This window comes from Hanstruepera ponticola (genome assembly GCF_012931685.1).
Taxonomy (GTDB): Bacteria; Bacteroidota; Bacteroidia; order Flavobacteriales; family Flavobacteriaceae; genus Hanstruepera; species Hanstruepera ponticola.
Map to the genome: position 1 here is coordinate 169,466 of NZ_JABANC010000005.1, position 22,374 is coordinate 191,839.

Below are 22,374 nucleotides of genomic sequence, written 5' to 3' on the forward strand. Positions count from 1 at the left end.
ATATTTTGAAAAATTTACTTTTTAGCTAGACTATATTATGTTTATACTGTCTAAAGTAATCCTTATTAGTATAAATTTAATTCTTACTAAAATGTAAGATTTTGCTATCAACAAGTTCAGATTTTTTTATGACAATTCGATCTTCTAATATATATTGCACCTCCCAATTTTCATTCAATTCATACAGGATGTTTATATCGGGGACGTCGATCATCATGTGAAACTTTAATTTTTCATCAACAACAAATACATTCCAAGAACCTACATAATTGTTCAGATCATATGTAATCTCAATGCTCTTATCATTATGAAAATTAAAACTATACTCCTCAAACTCTAATGTCCTATTTTGGCTATTATCTAAGAAAAAAGTTGCTATCCAATCTCCATCAATAATTCTATTCCTAGCTATTTCAAGATATACTTCATCGTCCGAACTATTATTAGCATCATCTGATGAACATCTAAAAAGAAAAAAAACACTCAACAGTATTACTAAAATTCTCAATAATATTTTCATTTCTTAACCTCTAATTAGCTTAAATATTTACATGTTATTTTTTTAGTTCCTATCAATTACATATTCCTTCTATATTGTCCCCCAACTTCAAACAGGGCTTCTGTAATCTGTCCTAATGAGCACACTTTACATACATCCATTAAAGCTTCAAAAATATTCTGATTGTTAATGGCTTTCATTTGTAAATTTTTCAATAGTTCTTTAGTGTTATTACCTTTATGAAGATTTTCTAACGTTTTTATCTGATATTCTTTTTCTTCTTCGGTAGCACGAATAACTTCTGCTGGTTGAACCGTTGGTGAACCTTTAGAACTTAAGAATGTATTTACACCTATAATCGGAAATTCACCGTTGTGCTTTAAGGTTTCGTAATACAAACTCTCTTCCTGTATCTTACTACGTTGATACATGGTTTCCATAGCACCTAAAACACCACCACGTTCAGTAATTCTATCAAATTCTGCTAAAACAGCTTCTTCAACCAAGTCAGTTAATTCTTCAATTATAAATGAGCCTTGAATCGGGTTTTCGTTTTTAGCTAAACCCAATTCTTTATTTATAATAAGTTGAATAGCCATAGCACGACGTACACTTTCTTCAGTTGGCGTTGTAATGGCTTCATCATAGGCATTGGTATGTAATGAATTACAGTTATCGTATATAGCATACAATGCTTGAAGTGTTGTACGAATATCGTTAAAGTCAATTTCTTGCGCGTGTAAGCTACGTCCTGATGTTTGAATATGATATTTCAACATTTGCGCACGTGGATTGGCACCATACTTATTTTTTAGAGCTTTTGCCCAAATTTTCCTCGCCACACGACCAATCACCGCATATTCGGGATCGATTCCGTTTGAGAAGAAAAAGGATAGGTTGGGACCAAAAGCGTTAATGTCCATTCCTCGTGATAAGTAATACTCTACATACGTAAATCCGTTTGCCAACGTGAATGCTAACTGCGAAATAGGATTGGCTCCTGCTTCAGCAATATGATAACCAGAAATTGAAACTGAATAAAAGTTTCTCACATTATTTTCAATAAAATATTCCTGAACATCACCCATTAAGCGCAATGCAAATTCTGTTGAAAAAATACAGGTGTTTTGAGCCTGATCTTCTTTTAAAATATCAGCTTGAACGGTTCCTCGAACTTGAGAAATAGTTTTAGTTTTTATGTCGTTGTAAACAGCTTCAGGTAAGACTTGATCGCCAGTTACACCCAATAACATTAACCCTAAACCGTCATTACCATCTGGTAAATCACCATTGTATTTTGGTCTGTCAACACCTTTATCTTTATAAATTTTTTCAATCTTGGCTTCAACCTCTTTTTCTAAACCACTTTCCTTGATATAAATCTCACATTGTTGATCAATAGCTGCATTCATAAAGAAGCCGAGTAACATAGGTGCTGGTCCATTAATAGTCATACTTACAGATGTCATAACATCTGCAAGGTTGAAACCAGAATAGAGTTTTTTAGCATCATCTAAACAACAAATACTAACACCTGCATTACCAATTTTTCCATAAATATCTGGACGATAATCTGGATCATTTCCATATAACGTTACGCTATCAAAAGCGGTAGATAAACGTTTAGCCGGCATACCTTGACTCACGTAATGGAATCGTTTGTTGGTACGTTCTGGACCTCCCTCGCCTGCAAACATTCTAGCGGGATCTTCACCAGTACGCTTAAATGGATACAAACCAGAAGTGTACGGAAACTCACCGGGCACGTTTTCTTGTAATGTCCATCGTAAAATATCACCCCAAGCTTGATATTTTGGCAACGCTACTTTAGGGATCTGGGTATGTGAAAGCGATTCAGTATGCGTTTCTATCTTAATCTCCTTATCACGAACTTTAAAAGAATAAACTGGATTTTTATATTTATTTACTTTTTCATCCCAACCAGTAATAACTTCCCAGTTATAAGGGTCTAGATTTAATTTAACACGATCAAATTCTTTAAGCAATAATCTTAAAAAATCTTTAGAATTGTCATCCTGAACTTGGTTCAGGATCTCATCTTCATTTAATCCAACTTTGCTTAAAAAAGACGTCTCGACTGCGCTCGACGTGACATTAGCAACAGAACAAATAGTTTTATAAATACCGTACAATTTTTGGGCAACCTCAACTTGTTCATTGGCAGTTTTATCATAGCCACGATTATTCTCTGCTATTTCTGATAAGTAACGCGTTCTAGCTGGTGGAATAACAAAAATCTTCTCACTCATTTCATTAGAAATATGAAACGTAGATTTTAAATCAGCATCGGTTTTCTCAACTAATTTATCCATAACCGCTTTATAAAGCGTGTTCATTCCTGGATCGTTAAATTGAGAAGCAATAGTTCCAAAAACAGGTAATTGATCTTGAGGTGTATCCCAAAGATTATTGTTACGCATATATTGCTTTTTCACATCACGTAAGGCATCTAAAGATCCACGTTTATCGAATTTGTTTATTGCGACTAAATCAGCAAAGTCTAACATATCAATTTTTTCCAACTGTGTTGCCGCTCCAAACTCTGGCGTCATGACATACAGTGATAAATCTGAATGCTCTATAATTTCGGTATCAGACTGGCCAATACCTGAAGTTTCTAAAATAATTAAATCGAATTCTGCTGCCTTCAAAACCTCAACTGCTTCGTTTACATATTTTGAAAGTGCCAAATTAGATTGGCGTGTTGCTAAACTACGCATATATACACGTGGTGAATTAATAGCATTCATACGAATTCTATCGCCTAAAAGAGCACCACCAGTTTTACGTTTTGATGGGTCAACAGAAACTAATCCAACTGTTTTATCTGGAAAATCAATTAAAAAACGACGAACCAATTCGTCAACTAATGATGATTTACCAGCGCCACCAGTTCCTGTTATTCCTAAAACAGGCGTTACTGAATTTTTATTCTTTTTGTGAATTTCGTCTAAAGCACCTTTCGCTACTTCAGGAAAATTTTCGGCAGAAGAAATAACACGAGCAATATCTCTAGGGTTTTTAGTGGCTAAATTGTTTACTTCACCATTAAGTGAGTCACCAATAGCAAAATCAGATTGCTCAACCAAATCATTAATCATACCCTGTAATCCCATTTCACGGCCATCATCAGGCGAATAGATACGGTCAATTCCGTAATCCATAAGTTCTTTGATTTCTGAAGGTAAAATAACACCACCTCCACCACCGAAGATTTTTATATGACCAGCACCTTTTTCTTTTAAAAGGTCATACATGTATTTAAAATACTCATTATGTCCACCTTGATATGATGTTAAACAAATAGCATTAGCATCTTCTTGAATAGCTGTATTAACAACTTCTTCTACACTTCTATCATGACCTAAATGAATAACCTCAACACCAGTTGCTTGAATGATACGACGCATAATATTAATTGAGGCATCGTGACCATCAAATAAGGATGCTGCTGTTACGATTCTAACTTTATGCTTTGGTTTATATGGTGCGACTTGTTTCATGAATTATCGATATGATTTTTTAGTGCGGCAAAATTACGAAATATTCAAAAATATTGTGTTGTTTTTAATAATTATCTAACAATCCAAGGCTCAAAAAGACTGCCTACATTTGGAAAACAAAATCTAATTATTCAATGTTTCAAAAAACAAATATAGATTCAAGATTTGAATGAAATTTCAATTTTTCTTATAACAGACTCACTTAAGAATGAAGTTTAGGCACAATAATTGAACCGGTTTCATAAGAATACATTTATCTTTGTTTAATATAAAAAATACTATCCCATGTATAAAAAACTAATGGCCCTAATTTGTATTGTTTCAATAACATCATGTTCAGAATTACAGCAAGTTATTAATGAATTGCCTGAAAACACTACTGGTGTGAGTAACCTAGAAATAGCTTCTGGATTGCGAGAAGCGCTTGACCAAGGTATAGACAAACAAGTGAGCAAATTGACTCAAACTGATGGGTATTATAAAAATGAATTAGTCAAAATACTTCTGCCTGAAGAACTCCAAAAAGTTGATAAAGCATTAAGAGATATTGGTTTAGGTAATTTAGCAGATGAGGGTCTTAAGGTTTTAAACAGAGCCGCTGAAGATGCCGTTGGAGAAGCAACACCTATTTTTGTAGATGCCGTTAAAGGAATTACATTTAATGATGCAAAAAACATTCTCCTTGGTGATGATAAAGCCGCTACAACCTACCTAGAAAGTAGAACACAGACAAGTCTTTATAATAAATTTCATCCAGTAATTAATAATTCATTTGCAAAAGTTGGAGCTGATGATATTTGGGCTAATTTAATTAATAGATACAATGCTATTCCGTTTACTAACAACGTGAATCCGGATTTGACAGATTATGTAACACAAGAAGCACTTGAAGGTGTTTACAAAATGATTGCTGTTGAGGAAAAAGAAATTAGAACCAAACTATCATCTAGAACTACTGATTTATTACGCAAAGTTTTTGCTTTACAGGATTAAGTGGTTAGTGGTTAGTTAGCAAAATCACTTCTTAACATACAATCCATCAAAGGCAACGGTTACATCTTTACCATTAGTAATGGTTTCCCAGTATTGATGAACAGAACCGTCATCATTGAGAGTCCACGTTACACGATGGTAAAAAGTTTCACCATTTTTGTTTTTTTCATCATCGGTTTGCATAATCATTTGATTACCTTTTCGTTCACCTTTTAAATGCAATGAACCTCCCATATTATCAACCCAAATTTGTTCCCATTGTTTGGTTTTATAATTGTAGAAATTATTACTCGTTCCTGTAACTTTACCATTAGCACTCTTCCAGTTTTCTTGTAGTAAACAATTATTCTGACTTTTGGTAATAGTATTGGTTCCTGCTTTAGAGCCATCAGGATTAGTAACTTGCCACTCACCTACCCAAAAATCAAAATCAGCATGTTTTTCGGTACAACACGCACATGAATTCGTTTGAGCATTAAGCATTGTAGAAAAAGTAAAAAGTAAAAATAGTAGAGTTGCTTTCATAATATTTTATGTTGAGTTAATAAATTTATTAAATGAATCTTAATAATACGCTAATATTAACATAACATTAGTTGTGTAAAAAAGTCTCATCTTTGAAGTATTCGCATAAAGAATTTACTTCCACATAATTTGGTCAAGTAAGAGTTAGTTAGTTAAAAAAAATCGATCTTTCTTCAAGGTCGGTTTTTTTATAAACTTTTTTGAATTTTAGTTTGCTGAATTACAATATTTTAAATATATTTAATATTCTCTATGGGGCTACATGAAAAATCTAACCGAAATAAAAAAGCATCGTAAAAGACTTCAAAAACGCTATAAGCAGCTTATTGAAAAAGCCTATAATTTAAGACAAACTGATTCGGCTCAAAGTGATATTTCGGAATACCAAGCAATTCAATTACTTGACGAATTAAATCGTTTGAATTATTTACATAGAGACAACATAACTCCTTCACTTTAGAAATTATCAAAACTTTAACTTTAGTTCACATCTGCTATTAAAGCACGATTCGTATATCTTATAAAACATACTATATGAGTCCACAATTTTGTAAAATAGGTAAATCAAGTCCTATTTCAGACAACCTACTTAAACTGAAAAAGCAATACCAACTACTCATTGAGCAGGCATATAATATGAGCATGACTGATGCTGGGTTAAGTGATATATTATACTATAAAGCTTTTAAGATCAAGCAGGCTTTCATTAAATCAAAATATCGCGATGTAGTGTTTTAAAATATTTAAAAGCTTTTATTAAGCGGCTTCCATACCAGGAAAACATTTCGCCATCAACTAATCGGATTTTAGCATTGGGAAATTGCGGTTGTAAGAATTTGAAATGCTCTTTTTGAAAGGGATACGGTTCGCTTGAAAGTAACACTAAATCAACTTCAGGATATATTATATTCAAATCAATTTCAGGATAGCGTGATTGGTTTTCAAAATGATTCGTAAAACCATTCAGATTCAGCATATAATCTATAAAAGTATTTTTTCCAACTGCCATCCAAGGGTCTTTCCAAATAAAATAAACAACTGAATGTTTAGGCTGATTGCTTACAAATGATTCAAATTGAGATTGTTCTTTTCGAATATTACAACATATACTTTCAGCCTTTTGATTAACTTGAAAAATTTCACCATACATTGAAATTATTTCTAAACAATCTTCAATAGTGTTAATGTCACTTATATGAACAGGAGCCATTTGCTCCAGCTCCTGTATTATTTCTTGAGTGTTTTCTTCCTTATTACATAAAATGATTTCGGGATTCAACTTATGAATCTTATCAAAATGAACGTGCTTAGTACCACCAACAACTGCAGCTGTATTTCTAATATTTTTTGGATGAACACAGAATTTAGTTACACCTACTAAAGATGATTTTAAACCTAGATCGCAAACAAGTTCTGTTAAACTTGGCACCAACGATATGATTCGTGTTGGTGGTTCATGGATTTGAATCGTTCTATTTAATTGATCAGTGAATTTCATTTTTGAGATTCTTCCTTTTTTCAATTCTCTGAATGACAAAAGCTTTTTAGTTTACTTCTAAAATATCTTTCATTTGTTGTTGTAATTCTGAAGCTTTTAAGGCAGCAGCTTTCGCAAAATCCTCTTGATTAGAAGCATAAATTATTCCTCTGGAAGAATTAATCAATAAACCAATATTATTCGTCATTCCGTACTTACAAACGTCCTGCAAATTTCCACCTTGGGCTCCTACACCAGGAACTAACAAAAAACTTTCTGGGATTATTCTTCTAATATCTGCCAAATATTCTGCCTTTGTAGCACCAACAACATACATTAAGTTTTCAGCGTTTTTCCACGTTTTTGAAGTTTCTAAAACTTGTTTATACAATTCTACACCATTAACAGTTTGCGTCTGAAAATCAAAAGCGCCTTGATTAGATGTTAAGGCTAACATAATGGTATGTTTATTTTTAAATGTTAAAAACGGTTCAACAGAATCTTTACCCATATATGGTGCAACTGTAACACTATCAAAGGCTAAATCTTCATAAAACGCTTTTGCATACATACTACTGGTGTTTCCTATGTCTCCTCTTTTAGCATCAGCAATTGTAAAAATTTCCGGATGTTTATCGTTCAAATAATTTATTGTTTTTTCTAATGCCTGCCAACCTTTTATGCCATACGCTTCATAAAAAGCTGTGTTGGGTTTGTATGCCACACATAAATGATGGGTAGCATCGATAATGGCTTTATTAAAAGCAAAAATAGGATCCTCTTCGTTTAAAAGATGTTCTGGAATTTTAAATAAATCGACATCCAATCCAATACATAAAAAGGATTTCTTTTTTTTAATTTGTTCGGTTAGTTGTTGTGTAGTCATGTTATAAAAAAAGCCTCAAGTTGAGGCTTAATATTAAATATGTTCGTCACTAGCTTTTAACTTTTCAGTGTTTTCAGCTAGCATTAATTCATCAATTATTTTTTGAATATCACCATTAATAATATTCTGAAGATCATAAAGTGTTAATCCAATACGATGGTCTGTTACACGACCTTGTGGATAGTTATAGGTTCTAATTTTAGCACTTCTATCGCCACTTGTAACCATAGTCCCACGCTTGGCCGCGTCTTCTTCTTGCTTTTTAGCTAATTCTAAATCGTATAAACGCGATCGTAAAACCTTAAAAGCTTTTTCCTTGTTTTTATGCTGTGATTTCTGGTCTTGACATTGCGCCACTAAGCCTGTAGGTTCATGCGTTAAACGTACAGCCGAGTAGGTTGTGTTTACCGACTGACCGCCTGGACCAGAAGAACAGAAGTAATCTATACGGACATCTTTAGGATCAATTTCTACATCAAATTCTTCAGCCTCTGGAAACACCATACAGGTTGCAGCACTAGTGTGTACACGCCCTTGTGTTTCGGTTTGTGGGACACGTTGTACACGATGCACACCTGCTTCAAATTTCAAGGTTCCATAAACGTCATCTCCTGAAACTTCAAACTGTATTTCTTTAAATCCGCCATTAGTACCTTCACTAAAATCAACAGTATCAACTTTCCATCCTTTGCTTTCACAGTATTTTGAGTACATTCTGAACAAATCACCAGCAAAAATACTGGCTTCATCTCCACCTGTACCAGCACGCAATTCTACCACGGCATTTTTAGAATCCTCTGGATCTTTTGGTATCAATAGAAAACGGATTTCATCTTCTAATTTAGGAATTCCTTCTTTAGCTTCATCATATTGCATTTTGGCCATTTCAACCATTTCGTCGTCGCTACCATCTGCAATAATTTCTTCAGCTTCTTTTAAATTATTAGTCAATTCAATATAAGCTTCACGCTTGTCCATAAGAACGCGTAAATCCTTATACTCTTTATTTAATTCCACATAACGTTTTTGGTCTGAAATAATATCAGGCTGGATAATTAAATCGCTTACCTCATCAAAACGTTGCTTTATAATTTGAAGTTTTTCTAACATTTACCAATTTAAATTGTGTCGCAAAAATACGATAATTTATGAATTGAAAGTTTTTTGTTCAAATCAAAAAATTTATTCTTGGTAGATATAAAAATAATACTTCTGGATTTACGTTTTTATTTTATCATGCAACGCTTTGGGGCTATACTGCTGTTTTATAAACCATACTTTTTATGGTCTATTGGGATTAACATTTTTCTGTTAATTGTTAGCCCAAACATGCCTCCTATATTGATTTCAAAATTTCTTCTAACGATTTTATTGTGGTATATAATAAACGAAACACGCTCTAAAAGAAAATTAATTTTTTATAACAATCTAGGTATATCATCTTTTAAATTATTTAGTTCTATTTTTTTAATTGATATCTTTATAACATCTTGCTTTTTGTTATTAGTTAAAGAGTTTATATGATTCTAGAAATAGACAATGTTGAATTAAATTTTTCCGATAAACGTATTTTAAACGGTATTTATTTAAAAGCTGAAACCGGAAAAGTCACAGCTATTTTAGGCAGTAACGGTAGTGGAAAAAGTTGTTTACTCCATATCATATTTGGTTCTTTAAAGCCAAAATATAAGCTCATACGACTAAACAAAGAACCCGTTTTAAAATCCTTATATCTTACTAGAAAAGTTTCTTTTTTACCTCAACATCATTTTATTCCTGACCAAACCAAAATAAGAACCGTTTTTAAATTGTTTAAAGTTGATTGGTCTGATTTTACTGATGAATTTCCACAGTTCAAGATTTTTAATAACAAGCGTTTTAATAGATTGTCAGGTGGTGAACGTCGGGTGATTGAAATCTATTTAATCCTTAAAAAAGCAGGTGAAATTGTCTTACTTGATGAACCTTTTAATGGTGTTGCTCCATTATATATTGAAACTATAAAAACACTCATTAATCAAGAAAAGCGAGATAAAATCATACTTCTTACTGACCATAGATATACCGAAGTTATTGATGTTTCTGATACTATTTACCTAATAACAAATGGCTGCAGTAAGCTTATAAATGATTTAAGTGAATTAAAAGATTACAAATACCTTACACAAAATATTAGCAATTAAAAAAAGGAAGCCAAATAGCTTCCTTTTATATTACAGATTTTAATGATCCTAACCACATTTAGAAGAACCACAGTCCTTACAGGTTAAGCAACCTTCTTGATAGATTAAATTTTCAGATTGACAATTAGTACACGTTTGTCCCTTTGCTTTCGTTCCATCAGCTACGTAACGTTTTAGTGCTCTACCTACACCATTTTTCCAAGTGTTTATAGACTCACTATCCAACTGAAGGCTATTGATTAATTCCACAATATTATCAATAGGCATTCCATGACGCATAGTACTTGATATTAATTTAGCATAATTCCAGAATTCTGGATTAAATTTATGTGACAAGCCTTCAATAGTCGTTTTATAACCTCGTTTATTTTGGTACTGAAAATCATAACGCGACGTTCCATCGGTATTTCGATTTTTAATGATGAGGCCATTTTCTACCCAACGCGGAATTAAAATGCCGTCTTCATCATCTGCTAAACCAGTAAATATTTCATAAGGTTTCCCATCAATCAATCCTATAAAAGCAATCCATTTTTCCTTTTTATTCTGAAAACGCACAACATCAGCTTCTAAAATCTCTGGTCTTTTTACAGGGAAATTAGTTAAGGTATCGGTTTGTTCATCTTCTTTTTTCTCATCATTTGAGATTAACACACCTGAACGGGAACCATCGCGATAAACCGTAACACCTTTACAACCTACTTCCCAAGCCTTTAAGTATAATTCTCCAACCAATTCCTCACTAACATCGTTTGGCAAATTGATAGTCACACTTATTGAATGATCTACCCATTTCTGAACAGCTCCCTGCATGGTCACTTTACTCAACCAATCCACATCATTTGAAGTCGCTTTGTAATAAGGCGATTGTTTAACGATAACATCTAGTTCATCTTGAGAATAGTTTTTTGAAGTATCTATGTCATTGACTTCCATCCATTGCTTGAATTTATGGTGAAAAACCACATATTCTTCCCATGAATCACCTACTTCATCTACGAAATCTACCCTAACATTCTTGTCATTAGGATTAACTTTTCGTCTGCGTTTATAAACTGGTAAAAATACTGGCTCAATACCTGAAGATGTTTGCGTCATTAAGCTTGTTGTCCCTGTGGGTGCAATGGTCAATAAGGCTATGTTACGACGACCATATTCGAGCATGTTATAATATAACTTTTCATCTTCAGCTTTCAGACGTTGAATAAATGGATTGTTTTTTTCTCTATCCGAATCGAAAATGGAAAAGGCACCACGTTCTTTAGCAGTTTGAACAGAAGCTCTATATGCTTCAATTCCTAATGTTTTATGAACTTCAACTGAAAAATCGTTACCTGCCTGACTACCATATTGTATTCCTAAGGCAGCCAACATATCGCCTTCGGCAGTTATACCAATTCCCGTACGACGACCTTCTTCAGCTTTCTTTTTAATATTTAACCATAAGTTTAGCTCGGTAGCTTTAATATCATTCTGCTCTGGATCAGCATCAATTTTTTCTAAAATTCCGTCTATTTTCTCCAATTCTAAATCAATGATATCATCCATTATGCGTTGCGCATAAACCACATGCTGCTTAAACAATTCAAAATTGAAAGTAGCCTCTTTTGTGAAAGGTTTTTCTACATAAGAAAATAAATTGATTGCTAGTAAGCGGCACGAGTCATATGGACAAAGCGGAATTTCACCACACGGATTTGTTGACACCGTTTTATAGCCTAAATCGGCATAACAATCTGGAACCGATTCATTAATAATAGTATCCCAAAACAAGATTCCGGGTTCAGCAGATTTCCATGCATTATGTACAATTTTCTTCCAAATACCATTGGCATCTATAGTTTTAGAAAATTTAGGTGAATTGCTGAAAATTGGATACTTCTGCGTGTAGTTAGTATTCTCTTTCACAGCACGCATAAAAGCATCATCAATTCTAACTGAAACGTTTGCTCCAGTTACTTTTCCTTGTTCCAATTTGGCATCTATAAAATCTTCTGAATCAGGATGATTAATTGAAACCGATAACATTAATGCACCACGACGACCATCTTGTGCGACTTCGCGCGTTGAGTTAGAATAACGCTCCATAAACGGTACAATGCCAGTAGATGTTAAAGCTGAATTTTTTACTGGAGAACCTTTTGGCCTGATATGCGATAAGTCATGCCCAACTCCACCACGACGCTTCATAAGCTGTACTTGCTCTTGGTCAATTTTCATAATGCCTCCATAAGAATCAGAATTACCATCATTACCAATAACAAAACAGTTTGAAAGTGATGCTGTTTGATATGGATTACCTATTCCTGCCATAGGACTCCCTTGTGGCACGATGTATTTAAAATTCCTTATGAGATTAAATACCTCATCTTCTGATAATGGATTGGGATAACGTGATTCAATTCGAGCAATTTCTTTTGAAATACGACGATGCATATCGTTTGGTGTTAACTCATATAAATTGCCATGCGAATCCTTTAGAGCATATTTATTTATCCAAACTTGAGCCGCTAAATCATCTCCATTAAAATAGTCAATAGACGCTTTTAAAGCCTCTTCTTGAGTAAACGTTTTTTCTGTAACTTTAGGTTTAATTTGTGTTGGCATGTGAGGGTTTAAGTTTTATTTTTTAATAGCTTTTTACAAGTTGTAAATAAAGCAAAAAAATTAAACTTAAAACATGATAATAATCATAAAGTTTACAGATTTTTAATACAAAAGCTTGATTTTTAGTCTATTAAAATTTATCAACAAAAAAAAGTTAACAAATTTTTAAATTTTTTAAAAATCAACAACCACACCAACACCGAGCATTTGCTTCCATTGAATACTAGCACCTTCTTCCATAAATTCAGGTTCATCTTCCATTGGATCTTCGACTTCAACTAAAAGCTTTACATCGTTATCATATCTTAAATGCGACCCTAACGTAGCTTTTACATAGCTATTTACCTTAAAATCAAATACCACTTCCCAATCAACGTCTATATTTCCAAAATCATTGATATAATCCGTATAAAAACTCACAAAATTTTTAATGGAAATATTTTCAAATAACATTGCCTCATAAGCACTGGTAAAAAGAATTCCCAATTCAGTCCTTACACGCTCTCCATCTTTAATTAAATTACCATCACTATCAAATTCTGCTGGTGTAACCCCAAAAGAACCTGCATTTGACAACTCCTCATCTAAAACAAATGTATTCTTTAATGTTAAAGGCGAAAAATAGGTTGACAATTTCTCAATATTTTTACCATATTCAACTCCACCACCTAAAAACAGATACCCAGGAGCCATAAATCTCGAAATAGGGCTTGATGTATTTGGATAATTATAGCCATTGGAAAATTGCGACTTAAAACTAAATCGAGCCGAATAATACCAATTAGAGGTCTTATTTCTTCTAAAGCCTAAATTTGATCTAATTTCAAAAAGGTCATCTGTTTTTCGTAATTCTTGATCTTGCTGACCATTTATACCATAACGAGCCAAAAAACTGTTATCCCAAATAAAATGGCGATACTCGTATTTCACTATACTACTTAACGTAAATAAAGCTGAAATTGAATTGGTTCCACCAGAATTCCAGTTAACAAAAGCCACTTCGTTAATATCAACACCTGCCTTATTTTTCTGTGTCCAAATAGGTTCATTTATTTGAGGTTCTTGCTTAAAGAACAGCAAACTTGGTTGCGCAATAATAAATTTGGTAAATAAAAAAACAGATAGAGCTAACAATCTATTCATACTAATAATCAATTTTGGAAATTTAAAAACTAATAAGTAAACTCACCAAATTCACTTTTTATTGTCAGTTTCTTTTTTGCAGATTTCTCAACGCGACCAATAACTCGTGCATTGACATTAAATGATTTTGAGATGCTAACAATATCATCTGCAATTTTTGGTGAAACATATAATTCCATGCGGTGACCACAATTAAATACTTGATACATTTCTTTCCAATCGGTTTTGGATTGCTCCTGAATTAATTTAAAAAGTGGTGGAATAGAGAATAAATTATCTTTTATGATATGTAAATTATCAACAAAATGAAGGATTTTTGTTTGAGCACCACCACTACAATGAATCATTCCGTGAACCTGGTCACTTTTATATTTTTGTAATACTGACTTAATAATTGGCGCATAGGTTCTAGTTGGCGAGAGAACCAACCTTCCAGCATCAATTGGTGAGTTTTCAACTTCATCTGTTAGTTTCATACTTCCAGAGTATACCAAATCACTAGGAACTGAAGCATCAAAACTTTCTGGATATTTTTCTGCTAAATATTTATGAAACACATCATGTCTTGCAGAAGTCAATCCATTACTACCCATACCACCATTATACTCCTTTTCGTAAGTTGCCTGACCAAATGATTCCAACCCAACTATAACATCACCTTCTTTTATATTTACATTATCAATAATATCAGCTCTTTTCATTCTTGCTGTAACCGTTGAGTCAACTATGATAGTTCTTACCAGATCACCAACATCAGCCGTTTCTCCGCCAGTTGAATGAATTGTCACTCCAAACTTATTAAGATCGTTAATGAGCTCTTCTGTACCATTTATTATTGCTGAAATGACTTCACCTGGTATGAGGTTTTTATTTCTACCTATAGTTGATGATAGCATGATATTATCAGTTGCACCCACACATAGCAGATCATCAATATTCATAATTAAAGCATCTTGAGCTATACCTTTCCAAACCGACAGATCACCCGTTTCTTTCCAATACATATAAGCCAATGATGATTTTGTACCTGCACCATCTGCATGCATAATTAAACAATAGTCGTCATCATTTGTTAAATAATCAGGAACAATTTTACAAAACGCTTTAGGAAAAAGTCCTTTGTCAATGTTTTTAATAGCGTTGTGCACATCTTCTTTAGATGCCGAAACACCTCTTTGTGCATATCGCTTACTTATTTCTTGGCTCATGGAAGTTTAGTTGAACTGCAAAAATAAGAATTGTAATCTATTTATTGTCGGGAATTGGGTTCGATTTAATGACCGTAGGAATATTTTTAAGTATTTTGGCTTTCTTCTTTTTTCCTCCAAAATAAAAATTAATACCAAAGGCAATTCGCCAATAAACATCATCAGCATTTCCAAACACTTTTCCATCCACTTCGTCACTAAAAACCATATTGTAATCAGCGTACAATTTAAGACCAACGCCTTCATATGCAATGTACTCGACACCAAGACCTCCCTGTACTTTAGTATCTACTTGGGTAAAATAATTAGCAGCATTGATTCCTCCACCAGCATATGCAAATGGTGAAACTCGCTCATGCGGAAAAGGCAACACTTCTAGATTTAAATCAAAAGACATAAAACCTTCATTAAACAAATCTTTGTAGGCTAAATTAAATTTATGATACCCAATGTTAACATTTACATATGGAATAATATAGCGTTTGTAACCAAAATGCGTGTAAATTTCAAACAGCGGATCCATATAATCACCATTAATTACCGAAGTTCCAATACCAATATCAATTGTATTCGTTCCTCTGTAATCATAAAAATCAGTTTTTGGAATCTCTATAATTTTATTAGTTTCATTTTCTTGAGCATAGCTAACAGCTCCAAAAAAAAGACACGTATAAAGCAACATGAATTTTTTCAGAAAATATTTGCAAGACAAACTTTTCATATATTTATTAATCAATAGATTAAGAATAGCACTTGCAATATAGCAAAACCATTTATATACTTAAAAATCAAATGAGTAAATTAGGAATAAAAAATCACGGTAAACTACCGTGATTAATATAAAGGGAAAATTAAATTACGTTTTTAAAGTTTGCTTTTACCCAATAGCAGAATCATTCATTTCGTTTTTTACAACTTCTTGTGATGAAGTATCATCATCACGAGATTCATTGGCTTGAGAAAAGATGAAGGTTGCTGCCATAAGCATAAGCACACTTATAATGAGCCTTTTCATGTTAATTTAAATAATGATTAATAGCATAACAAAAATACTAATTATTTGACGTGATAATATTGAGTAACATGATTATTCGTTGATATACTTAAATTATCAGACGAATTGCATCTGACAACTTTATAAAAAAAAAGCCCTGATAAACAGGGCTCTAAATAAGAATAACTTTAATTACTTAGTAAAAAGCAACTCTCTATACTTCGTTAATGGCCAAAGTTCATCATCAACCAACAACTCTAATTTATCACAATGATATCTAATTTCATCAAAAAGCGGCTTTACCTTAAAACAGTAAGCATCTGCTTTTTTATCAATATCAGTCATGTTATTAGCCTTTTTACGCTCATTAGTCATTTTTGTCACATTAGAGTTTATTGACGCAATATGTTCAGAAATCTCTTCTATTAGCACAAGTTGTTCCTTGGCAAACTTCTTAAAACTAGCTCCATAAATCTCCTTAAGACCTTTTACATTTTTGATAAGAATATTTTGGTAACGAACAGCTGTTGGAACGACATGGTTTCTCGCAATATCACCTAAAACACGTCCTTCAATTTGGATTCGCAACACATATTCTTCCATTTCAATTTCATAACGCGCTTCAGCTTCCACCCTATTCATGACACCAAGTTCTTCAAACATTTTTAACGTTTTATCAGAAACTTTTGCCTTGAGTGCTTCTGGCGTGGTTTTGTTATTACTTAATCCACGTTTTTTAGCTTCCTTTTCCCATTCTTCGCCATAACCATTTCCTTCAAAAAGAATGTTTTTAGATTTCTTGATATACTCTCTTAACACATTAAAAACAGCTTCATCTTTCTTTAAATCTTTTTTATCAATAAGCGCATCTACTTCAGATTTAAACTCTATTAATTGTTTCGCCATAATAGTGTTTAAAACAGTCATCGCATTGGCACAATTTGCTTTAGAACCAACAGCTCTAAATTCAAATTTATTTCCTGTAAAGGCAAAAGGAGATGTTCTATTTCTATCTGTATTATCCAATAAAATTTCAGGAATTTTACCAACTACATTTAACTTCAAATCAGTTTTTTCTTCTGGTGAAAGTTTGCCGTTAGTTACATTCTGCAATTCATTAAGTACATTTGTTAATTGCTCACCAATAAAAACTGATATAATTGCTGGTGGTGCTTCATTTGCGCCTAAACGATGGTCATTACTCGCTGAAGCAATTGCAGCACGTAACAATTCTTCATTATCATTAACCGCTTTTATGGTATTAATGAAAAAAGTTAAGAATTGTAAATTACTCATTGGCGTCTTTCCTGGACCTAATAAATTAACTCCAGTATCTGTACTTAAACTCCAGTTATTATGTTTACCCGAACCGTTTACTCCTGCAAAAGGCTTCTCATGAAATAATACTTTAAAATCATGTCTTTCTGCTACCTTATCCATAACATCCATTAATAGTGAATTATGGTCAACTGCTAAATTAGCTTCATCATAAACTGGAGCTAACTCAAATTGGTTCGGAGCTACTTCATTGTGTCTTGTTTTTACTGGAATTCCCAAAAGCATGCATTCAGTTTCAAGATCACGCATATACTGCATGGCTCTATTTGGGATGGTTCCAAAATAATGATCATCTAATTGTTGTCCTTTGGCAGGAGAATGACCTAAAAGCGTACGACCTGTTAAAACTATATCTGGTCTTGATGCTACCAGAGAACTATCAATTAAAAAATACTCTTGCTCCCAACCCAAAGAAGCATTTACTTTCTTAACGTTTTTGTCAAAATACTTACACACGTCAACAGCAGCACCATCAACCGCCTGTAACGCTCTTAATAGTGGCGTTTTGTAATCTAAAGCCTCACCTGTATAAGCCACAAACACAGTTGGAATACACAAGGTTGTACCATATATAAAAGCTGGCGACGTAGGATCCCAAGCTGTATATCCACGTGCCTCAAAGGTATTTCTAATTCCTCCATTTGGAAAACTAGATGCATCAGGCTCTTGTTGTACTAATTGTCCACCTCCAAATTTTTCTATAGCACGCCCATTTCCAATCGGTTCAAAGAACGCATCATGCTTTTCAGCTGTAGCGCCAGTTAGTGGTTGAAACCAGTGTGTATAGTGCGTAGCTCCTTTGGAAATAGCCCATTCTTTCATTCCTGTCGAAATATGGTCAGCAACCACTCGATCAATTTTAGAACCATTTTGAATAGCATCCATGACACTTAGAAAAGCTTCTTTGGTTAAAAATTGACGCATGGTGTCCTCGTTAAACACATTTAAGCCAAAAATGGCCGAACGACGTTCTTTTTCCTCAATGTGAATCGGTTTTCTAGTAAGCGATTCTTTGATAGCATGAAATCTTAAGGTTGACATAAAATAAGGATTGTAATTATTATTAATTAAAGGGCAAAAGTAATTAAATTTAATAACAACTACACAATATACCCTATTTTTTTTAGGGTTCAAATTTAATAAATGATTAATTTAAACCAACAGACCCCTAGTTTTCACCAAAAAATGCTAAATAAACAAATATTATATAAGCCGATAAGATTAACATACCCTTCCAACGACCTAATGAAAATCGTTTTGGCAGAAATGCCAAGGGTAATAAAATAGCTGCGAAACCTAACATCCAAAAAATATCTTGACTAAGTATATTTTCATTTTTCACCTCGATGGGATGAATAATTGCGGTTAAACCCAGAACAGAAGCAATATTAAAAATGTTAGAACCTATCAAATTACCCAGCGAAATGGCCTTTTCCTTTTTGAGCGCTGCAATAACTGAAGCAGCCAATTCTGGAACACTGGTACCAATGGCAACCATTGTAACAGAAATAACACGTTCACTAACACCTAACGCAACCGCCATTTCTTTAGCGCCATCTACCAACCACTCACTCCCAAAATACAATGCTAAACCACCAATAATCAACCAGACAATTATTTTAAAGTTAGATGTTGTCTGTAATGCATCATCAATTTCTTCAGGTATTTCAACCTCCTCCTTTTCAGATTTACGAATTATAACGTATAAGAAAATCACAAGAGACAATACTAAAGCAACACCCTCTCCAAAACTGATAACCAAACCACTATCTAAAATAAAGTATAATGCTACTGACAAAAGCATCATCATGGGCCAATTAAACTTAAAGAAATCTCTACTGATAGCTAAAGGCGAAATAAATGCGGTAATACCAAGCACTAAACCTATGTTGGCAATATTGGAACCTATTACATTGCCTAAAGAAATATCAGGAGACCCATCTAGGGCAGCTTGTAAGCTTACCAAAAGTTCTGGAACAGAAGTCGCAAATGACACAACGGTCATACCAATTACTAACTTTGAAATACTAAACTTAAAAGATAAAGCTACTGATGATCGCACTAAAAACTCACCACCAACAACAAGCAGAATCAAACCGAGCAAAACCCAAATTATACTCATAAAACTATTTTTTGCGAAGATACTATTTCCATTTATTTTATAATTAAAACTAAAAATTTCGTTAAAAAACTATATATATAGTTGTATAACTATAAAAATAGTTATATGTTTGATATTAGAAATAACTAGACTTCCGCTTTTGTGGAAATAAAAATTACTTTTCAATGCAAAAACTAACAAATAAAGAAGAAGAAATCATGCATATTTTATGGAAGCTAGAGAAAGCTTTTGTAAAGGATGTTTTGGCAGAAATAGAAACTGACAAGCCACACTATAATACGCTTTCCACTATTATAAGGAATCTAGAAGAAAAAGGCTATGTGAGTTATAACGCCTACGGCAAAACACATCAATACTATCCCATTATAAGCAAAGAATCTTACAAGGAAAAATATATGAATACAGCCATTGAAAACTACTTCAACAATTCATATAAAAATGTGGTTTCATTTTTTGCAAAAGAAGAAAAAATAAGCGTTGATGACCTTAAGGAAATTATTGCATTGATTGAAAAAAATAAATAAGACATGGATTACTTACTAAAATCATCAGCCATAATTGCCCTATTTTATTTAAGCTACCGTTTGTTCCTACAAAGAGAAACGTTCTTTGGTTCCAATCGATGGTACTTATTCATTGGATTAGTAACCGCTGCTTTATTGCCAACACTAGTTATCCCTGTATATATTGAATACACTCCAATAGTTAATAGTTCATCTGTTTACTTTGACGAGGCCACAACTAGTGCTCCTGAACCTTTTGATTGGGCAAAGCTAATGAGCTCCGTTTATATTGTTGGTTTAATTTTCTTTTCATGTAAACTTATTATTGAACTGCTGTCTTTGCGACGTTTAATAAATAATAACCCTAAAATCAAGATGGGACGCTTTTCATTAATAGAGATATTTGATAAAATTGCCCCCTTTTCATTTTTCAATTGGATAGTTTACAATCCAAAACAATTTAAAAAGCAAGAGTTAAATCTCATTATCAATCACGAAAAGGTTCACGCAAAAGAATTTCACACTATTGATATTTTATTGGCACACGTTTGTTGTACCATATTCTGGTTCAACCCACTAGTGTGGTTGTATAAAAAAGAATTGCAACAAAATTTAGAATTCATTGCCGATCAAAAAGCTCAAACAATTTCAGACTGTAAAGAAAGTTATCAAAAACTACTTTTAAAAGCTAGTGTGCCTCATCAGCAATTAGCTCTTACTAATAATTTTTATAATTCATTAATCAAAAAACGAATAATTATGTTACACAAATCAAAATCAAAAAAACAGAAAGCCTGGAAGTATGCCTTAATAATTCCAGCGTTAGCGCTCTTTTTAATGAGCTTTAACACTAAAGAAATTTATATTCCAAAAAACACTGAATCCAACACAATTTTAGAAAAAGAATTTATTATAACCCCTACTAGTAGCAATAGCGAATTAGAGATTATTAAAAATTACTTTAAGAATAAACCTGTACAGGTACAGTTCGCTGAAATAGTCCGTAATTCTGATAACTTAATTCAATCCATCACTTTAAACACTAAATATAAAGATGGAACAGATTACACGAAGCGCATGACAGTTTCCGAAAAAAACATCGGTATTCCATCTTTTAAACTAGCATACTCTCCAAAATCAGATGACATTGCAATGCATGTTTTACAAGACGACTTTCAAACTAATGTGAGTAAACAACAAATAAGGTTTGGTAATGAAAAAACTATTGCAAAATTAGAGCCAAAAAAATCATCTAAAAAAGAAGATGTTATTGGTGAGAATCCGTTATATGTAATCGGCAACAAACAATATAAAAAAGAAGATCTTCCTAGTAAAAAATTATCTACAAACGGTAGCATTGAACAACTAAGCAAAAAGGAAGGCGAAAAACGATTTGGCAAAGCTGGAAAAGAAGGTGCCATTATTTTTAATGGCAAGACTACTTTTAATAACACTGAAAAGGTTACTCTTTCAAAACGTGGCGATATACTAATCACCAAAGACTTTAGTGAAGCTGATTTAAATTTAGCAAAAGCACAATTAGAAAAGGAAGGTTTAAAAACTAAAATACGAGGTGTAAAACGCAATAGCAATGGTGAAATAATTGCAATAAAAATTGAAGTAAGTTCAGAGCATTCAAAAGCAAATTTTAATCTAAATGATGATGGACCAATTAACCCTATACAAATTTCATTTGATAAGGATGGTAAAAACATATCAATAGGTAGTGGCAATATGCATAAGTCTCATGTTTATGCCTATAACATTAAGGATAAAGGCGATAAAAGAGCAAGGTTTAGAAGTCGTAATAACGCATATGTAATTTCTACCGAAAATCATGATCATGATTGCAAAAACGATTGCGACCATGAAGTTGAATATGAGTTTCATAATGGTGACCACAAGAACCATGAAAATGAAGAAGTCATTGTAAGAGGTACTAATTCATATGTTATAAAAAACAGTAACACCAATAACGGCAAACGTGTAGTGACTATAACTAATGAAGATGGCGAAGATGAGATAATCGAACTAAAAAGTGACAAAAATGTTTATGTTTTAAAATCTAAAGACGGTGTTATTAGTTCTAATCATTTGACATGGGTAAATGACGACAATGCAAAGGCTAAATACGAATTCAAGAGTAAGAAAAAAGGAAATTCATTCTTTATTTCAACTGATGAAGAAGAAAAACCTTACATTCTGCTCAACGGAAAGGAAATTACCCAAAAAGAAATGGAAGCATTAGACTCTGAAACAATTAAAAGTGTGAACGTACTAAAAGGCGAAAGCGCTACTAAAAAATATGGAAACAAAGCAAAAGATGGTGCTATAATAATTTCTACGAAAGAATAATCATAATAGATAATAGC

General features: G+C 32.9%; 19 protein-coding genes. 6 read left to right on the top strand and 13 right to left on the bottom strand.

The window, feature by feature from the left end:
• Positions 1-76 precede the first annotated feature (76 nt).
• Together HGK31_RS12375 and HGK31_RS12380 are read right to left on the bottom strand one after the other, a co-directional pair.
• The gene (locus HGK31_RS12375; RefSeq protein ID WP_191860353.1) at positions 77-508 is read right to left on the bottom strand and encodes a hypothetical protein; all 432 of its coding nucleotides are present in this window, start codon (positions 506-508) and stop codon (positions 77-79) included.
• A gap of 68 nt (positions 509-576) precedes the next feature.
• Complete coding sequence (locus HGK31_RS12380; RefSeq protein WP_191860355.1) at positions 577-4,023, bottom strand: methylmalonyl-CoA mutase family protein; 3,447 nt, start codon at positions 4,021-4,023, stop codon at positions 577-579.
• 285 nt (positions 4,024-4,308) lie between these two features.
• Here HGK31_RS12380 and HGK31_RS12385 point away from each other — a divergent pair, with 285 nt between their 5' ends.
• Complete coding sequence (locus HGK31_RS12385; protein ID WP_191860357.1) at positions 4,309-5,016, top strand: DUF4197 domain-containing protein; 708 nt, start codon at positions 4,309-4,311, stop codon at positions 5,014-5,016.
• A gap of 24 nt (positions 5,017-5,040) precedes the next feature.
• Here the strand turns inward: HGK31_RS12385 and HGK31_RS12390 are convergent, their stop codons facing one another.
• On the bottom strand, positions 5,041-5,541 hold the full coding sequence (locus HGK31_RS12390; protein ID WP_191860358.1) for a hypothetical protein: 501 nt from the start codon (positions 5,539-5,541) through the stop codon (positions 5,041-5,043).
• Positions 5,542-5,803: 262 nt separating this feature from the next.
• Between HGK31_RS12390 and HGK31_RS12395 the strand changes: the two genes are divergently transcribed.
• Positions 5,804-6,001, top strand: a complete 198-nt coding sequence (locus HGK31_RS12395; protein WP_191860360.1) for a Lacal_2735 family protein — start codon at positions 5,804-5,806, stop codon at positions 5,999-6,001.
• A gap of 74 nt (positions 6,002-6,075) precedes the next feature.
• The gene (locus HGK31_RS12400; RefSeq protein WP_191860362.1) at positions 6,076-6,279 is read left to right on the top strand and encodes a Lacal_2735 family protein; all 204 of its coding nucleotides are present in this window, start codon (positions 6,076-6,078) and stop codon (positions 6,277-6,279) included.
• On the opposite strand, the gene HGK31_RS12405 is transcribed toward HGK31_RS12400, so the two are convergent.
• From HGK31_RS12405 to prfA, 3 genes are read right to left on the bottom strand one after another with little or no spacing between them, the layout of a single operon-like run.
• Positions 6,248-7,039 carry an ABC transporter substrate-binding protein gene (locus HGK31_RS12405; RefSeq protein WP_191860364.1) on the bottom strand — a complete coding sequence of 264 codons (792 nt, stop codon included), beginning with the start codon at positions 7,037-7,039 and terminating at the stop codon, positions 6,248-6,250. The genes HGK31_RS12400 and HGK31_RS12405 overlap by 32 nt on opposite strands.
• 46 nt (positions 7,040-7,085) lie before the next feature.
• Positions 7,086-7,904 (bottom strand): orotidine-5'-phosphate decarboxylase, encoded by an 819-nt coding sequence (gene pyrF / locus HGK31_RS12410; RefSeq protein ID WP_191860366.1) that lies wholly within the window; start codon positions 7,902-7,904, stop codon positions 7,086-7,088.
• A 33-nt stretch (positions 7,905-7,937) separates the two neighbouring features.
• Positions 7,938-9,014, bottom strand: a complete 1,077-nt coding sequence (prfA, locus tag HGK31_RS12415) for a peptide chain release factor 1 (RefSeq protein ID WP_104736195.1) — start codon at positions 9,012-9,014, stop codon at positions 7,938-7,940.
• Between the two features lie 410 nt (positions 9,015-9,424).
• Between prfA and HGK31_RS12420 the strand changes: the two genes are divergently transcribed.
• The gene (locus HGK31_RS12420) at positions 9,425-10,087 is read left to right on the top strand and encodes an ATP-binding cassette domain-containing protein (protein ID WP_191860368.1); all 663 of its coding nucleotides are present in this window, start codon (positions 9,425-9,427) and stop codon (positions 10,085-10,087) included.
• 48 nt (positions 10,088-10,135) lie between these two features.
• Here HGK31_RS12420 and HGK31_RS12425 read toward each other — a convergent pair whose 3' ends face one another.
• From HGK31_RS12425 to HGK31_RS12455, 7 genes are all read right to left on the bottom strand, one after another.
• Entirely contained in the window at positions 10,136-12,694 is a 2,559-nt protein-coding gene (locus HGK31_RS12425; RefSeq protein WP_191860377.1) for an adenosylcobalamin-dependent ribonucleoside-diphosphate reductase, read from the bottom strand.
• Between the two features lie 174 nt (positions 12,695-12,868).
• Positions 12,869-13,837 (bottom strand): DUF3078 domain-containing protein, encoded by a 969-nt coding sequence (locus tag HGK31_RS12430; RefSeq protein WP_191860379.1) that lies wholly within the window; start codon positions 13,835-13,837, stop codon positions 12,869-12,871.
• Between the two features lie 29 nt (positions 13,838-13,866).
• Positions 13,867-15,045 carry an AIR synthase related protein gene (locus HGK31_RS12435; RefSeq protein WP_191860381.1) on the bottom strand — a complete coding sequence of 393 codons (1,179 nt, stop codon included), beginning with the start codon at positions 15,043-15,045 and terminating at the stop codon, positions 13,867-13,869.
• Positions 15,046-15,082: 37 nt separating this feature from the next.
• Positions 15,083-15,727: a Curli production assembly/transport component CsgG gene (locus tag HGK31_RS12440; RefSeq protein ID WP_223115343.1), complete on the bottom strand. Its 645-nt coding sequence runs from the start codon at positions 15,725-15,727 to the stop codon at positions 15,083-15,085.
• A 195-nt stretch (positions 15,728-15,922) separates the two neighbouring features.
• Positions 15,923-16,060: a hypothetical protein gene (locus tag HGK31_RS12445; RefSeq protein WP_191860383.1), complete on the bottom strand. Its 138-nt coding sequence runs from the start codon at positions 16,058-16,060 to the stop codon at positions 15,923-15,925.
• 171 nt (positions 16,061-16,231) lie between these two features.
• Positions 16,232-18,418: a glutamine synthetase III family protein gene (locus HGK31_RS12450; RefSeq protein WP_104736189.1), complete on the bottom strand. Its 2,187-nt coding sequence runs from the start codon at positions 18,416-18,418 to the stop codon at positions 16,232-16,234.
• 127 nt (positions 18,419-18,545) lie between these two features.
• On the bottom strand, positions 18,546-19,499 hold the full coding sequence (locus HGK31_RS12455) for a calcium/sodium antiporter (protein ID WP_191860389.1): 954 nt from the start codon (positions 19,497-19,499) through the stop codon (positions 18,546-18,548).
• 164 nt (positions 19,500-19,663) lie between these two features.
• On the opposite strand from HGK31_RS12455, the gene HGK31_RS12460 reads away from it, so the two are divergent.
• On the top strand, positions 19,664-20,023 hold the full coding sequence (locus HGK31_RS12460; protein WP_191860391.1) for a BlaI/MecI/CopY family transcriptional regulator: 360 nt from the start codon (positions 19,664-19,666) through the stop codon (positions 20,021-20,023).
• Between the two features lie 3 nt (positions 20,024-20,026).
• The gene (locus HGK31_RS12465; protein ID WP_191860393.1) at positions 20,027-22,357 is read left to right on the top strand and encodes a M56 family metallopeptidase; all 2,331 of its coding nucleotides are present in this window, start codon (positions 20,027-20,029) and stop codon (positions 22,355-22,357) included.
• Positions 22,358-22,374: the final 17 nt, after the last annotated feature.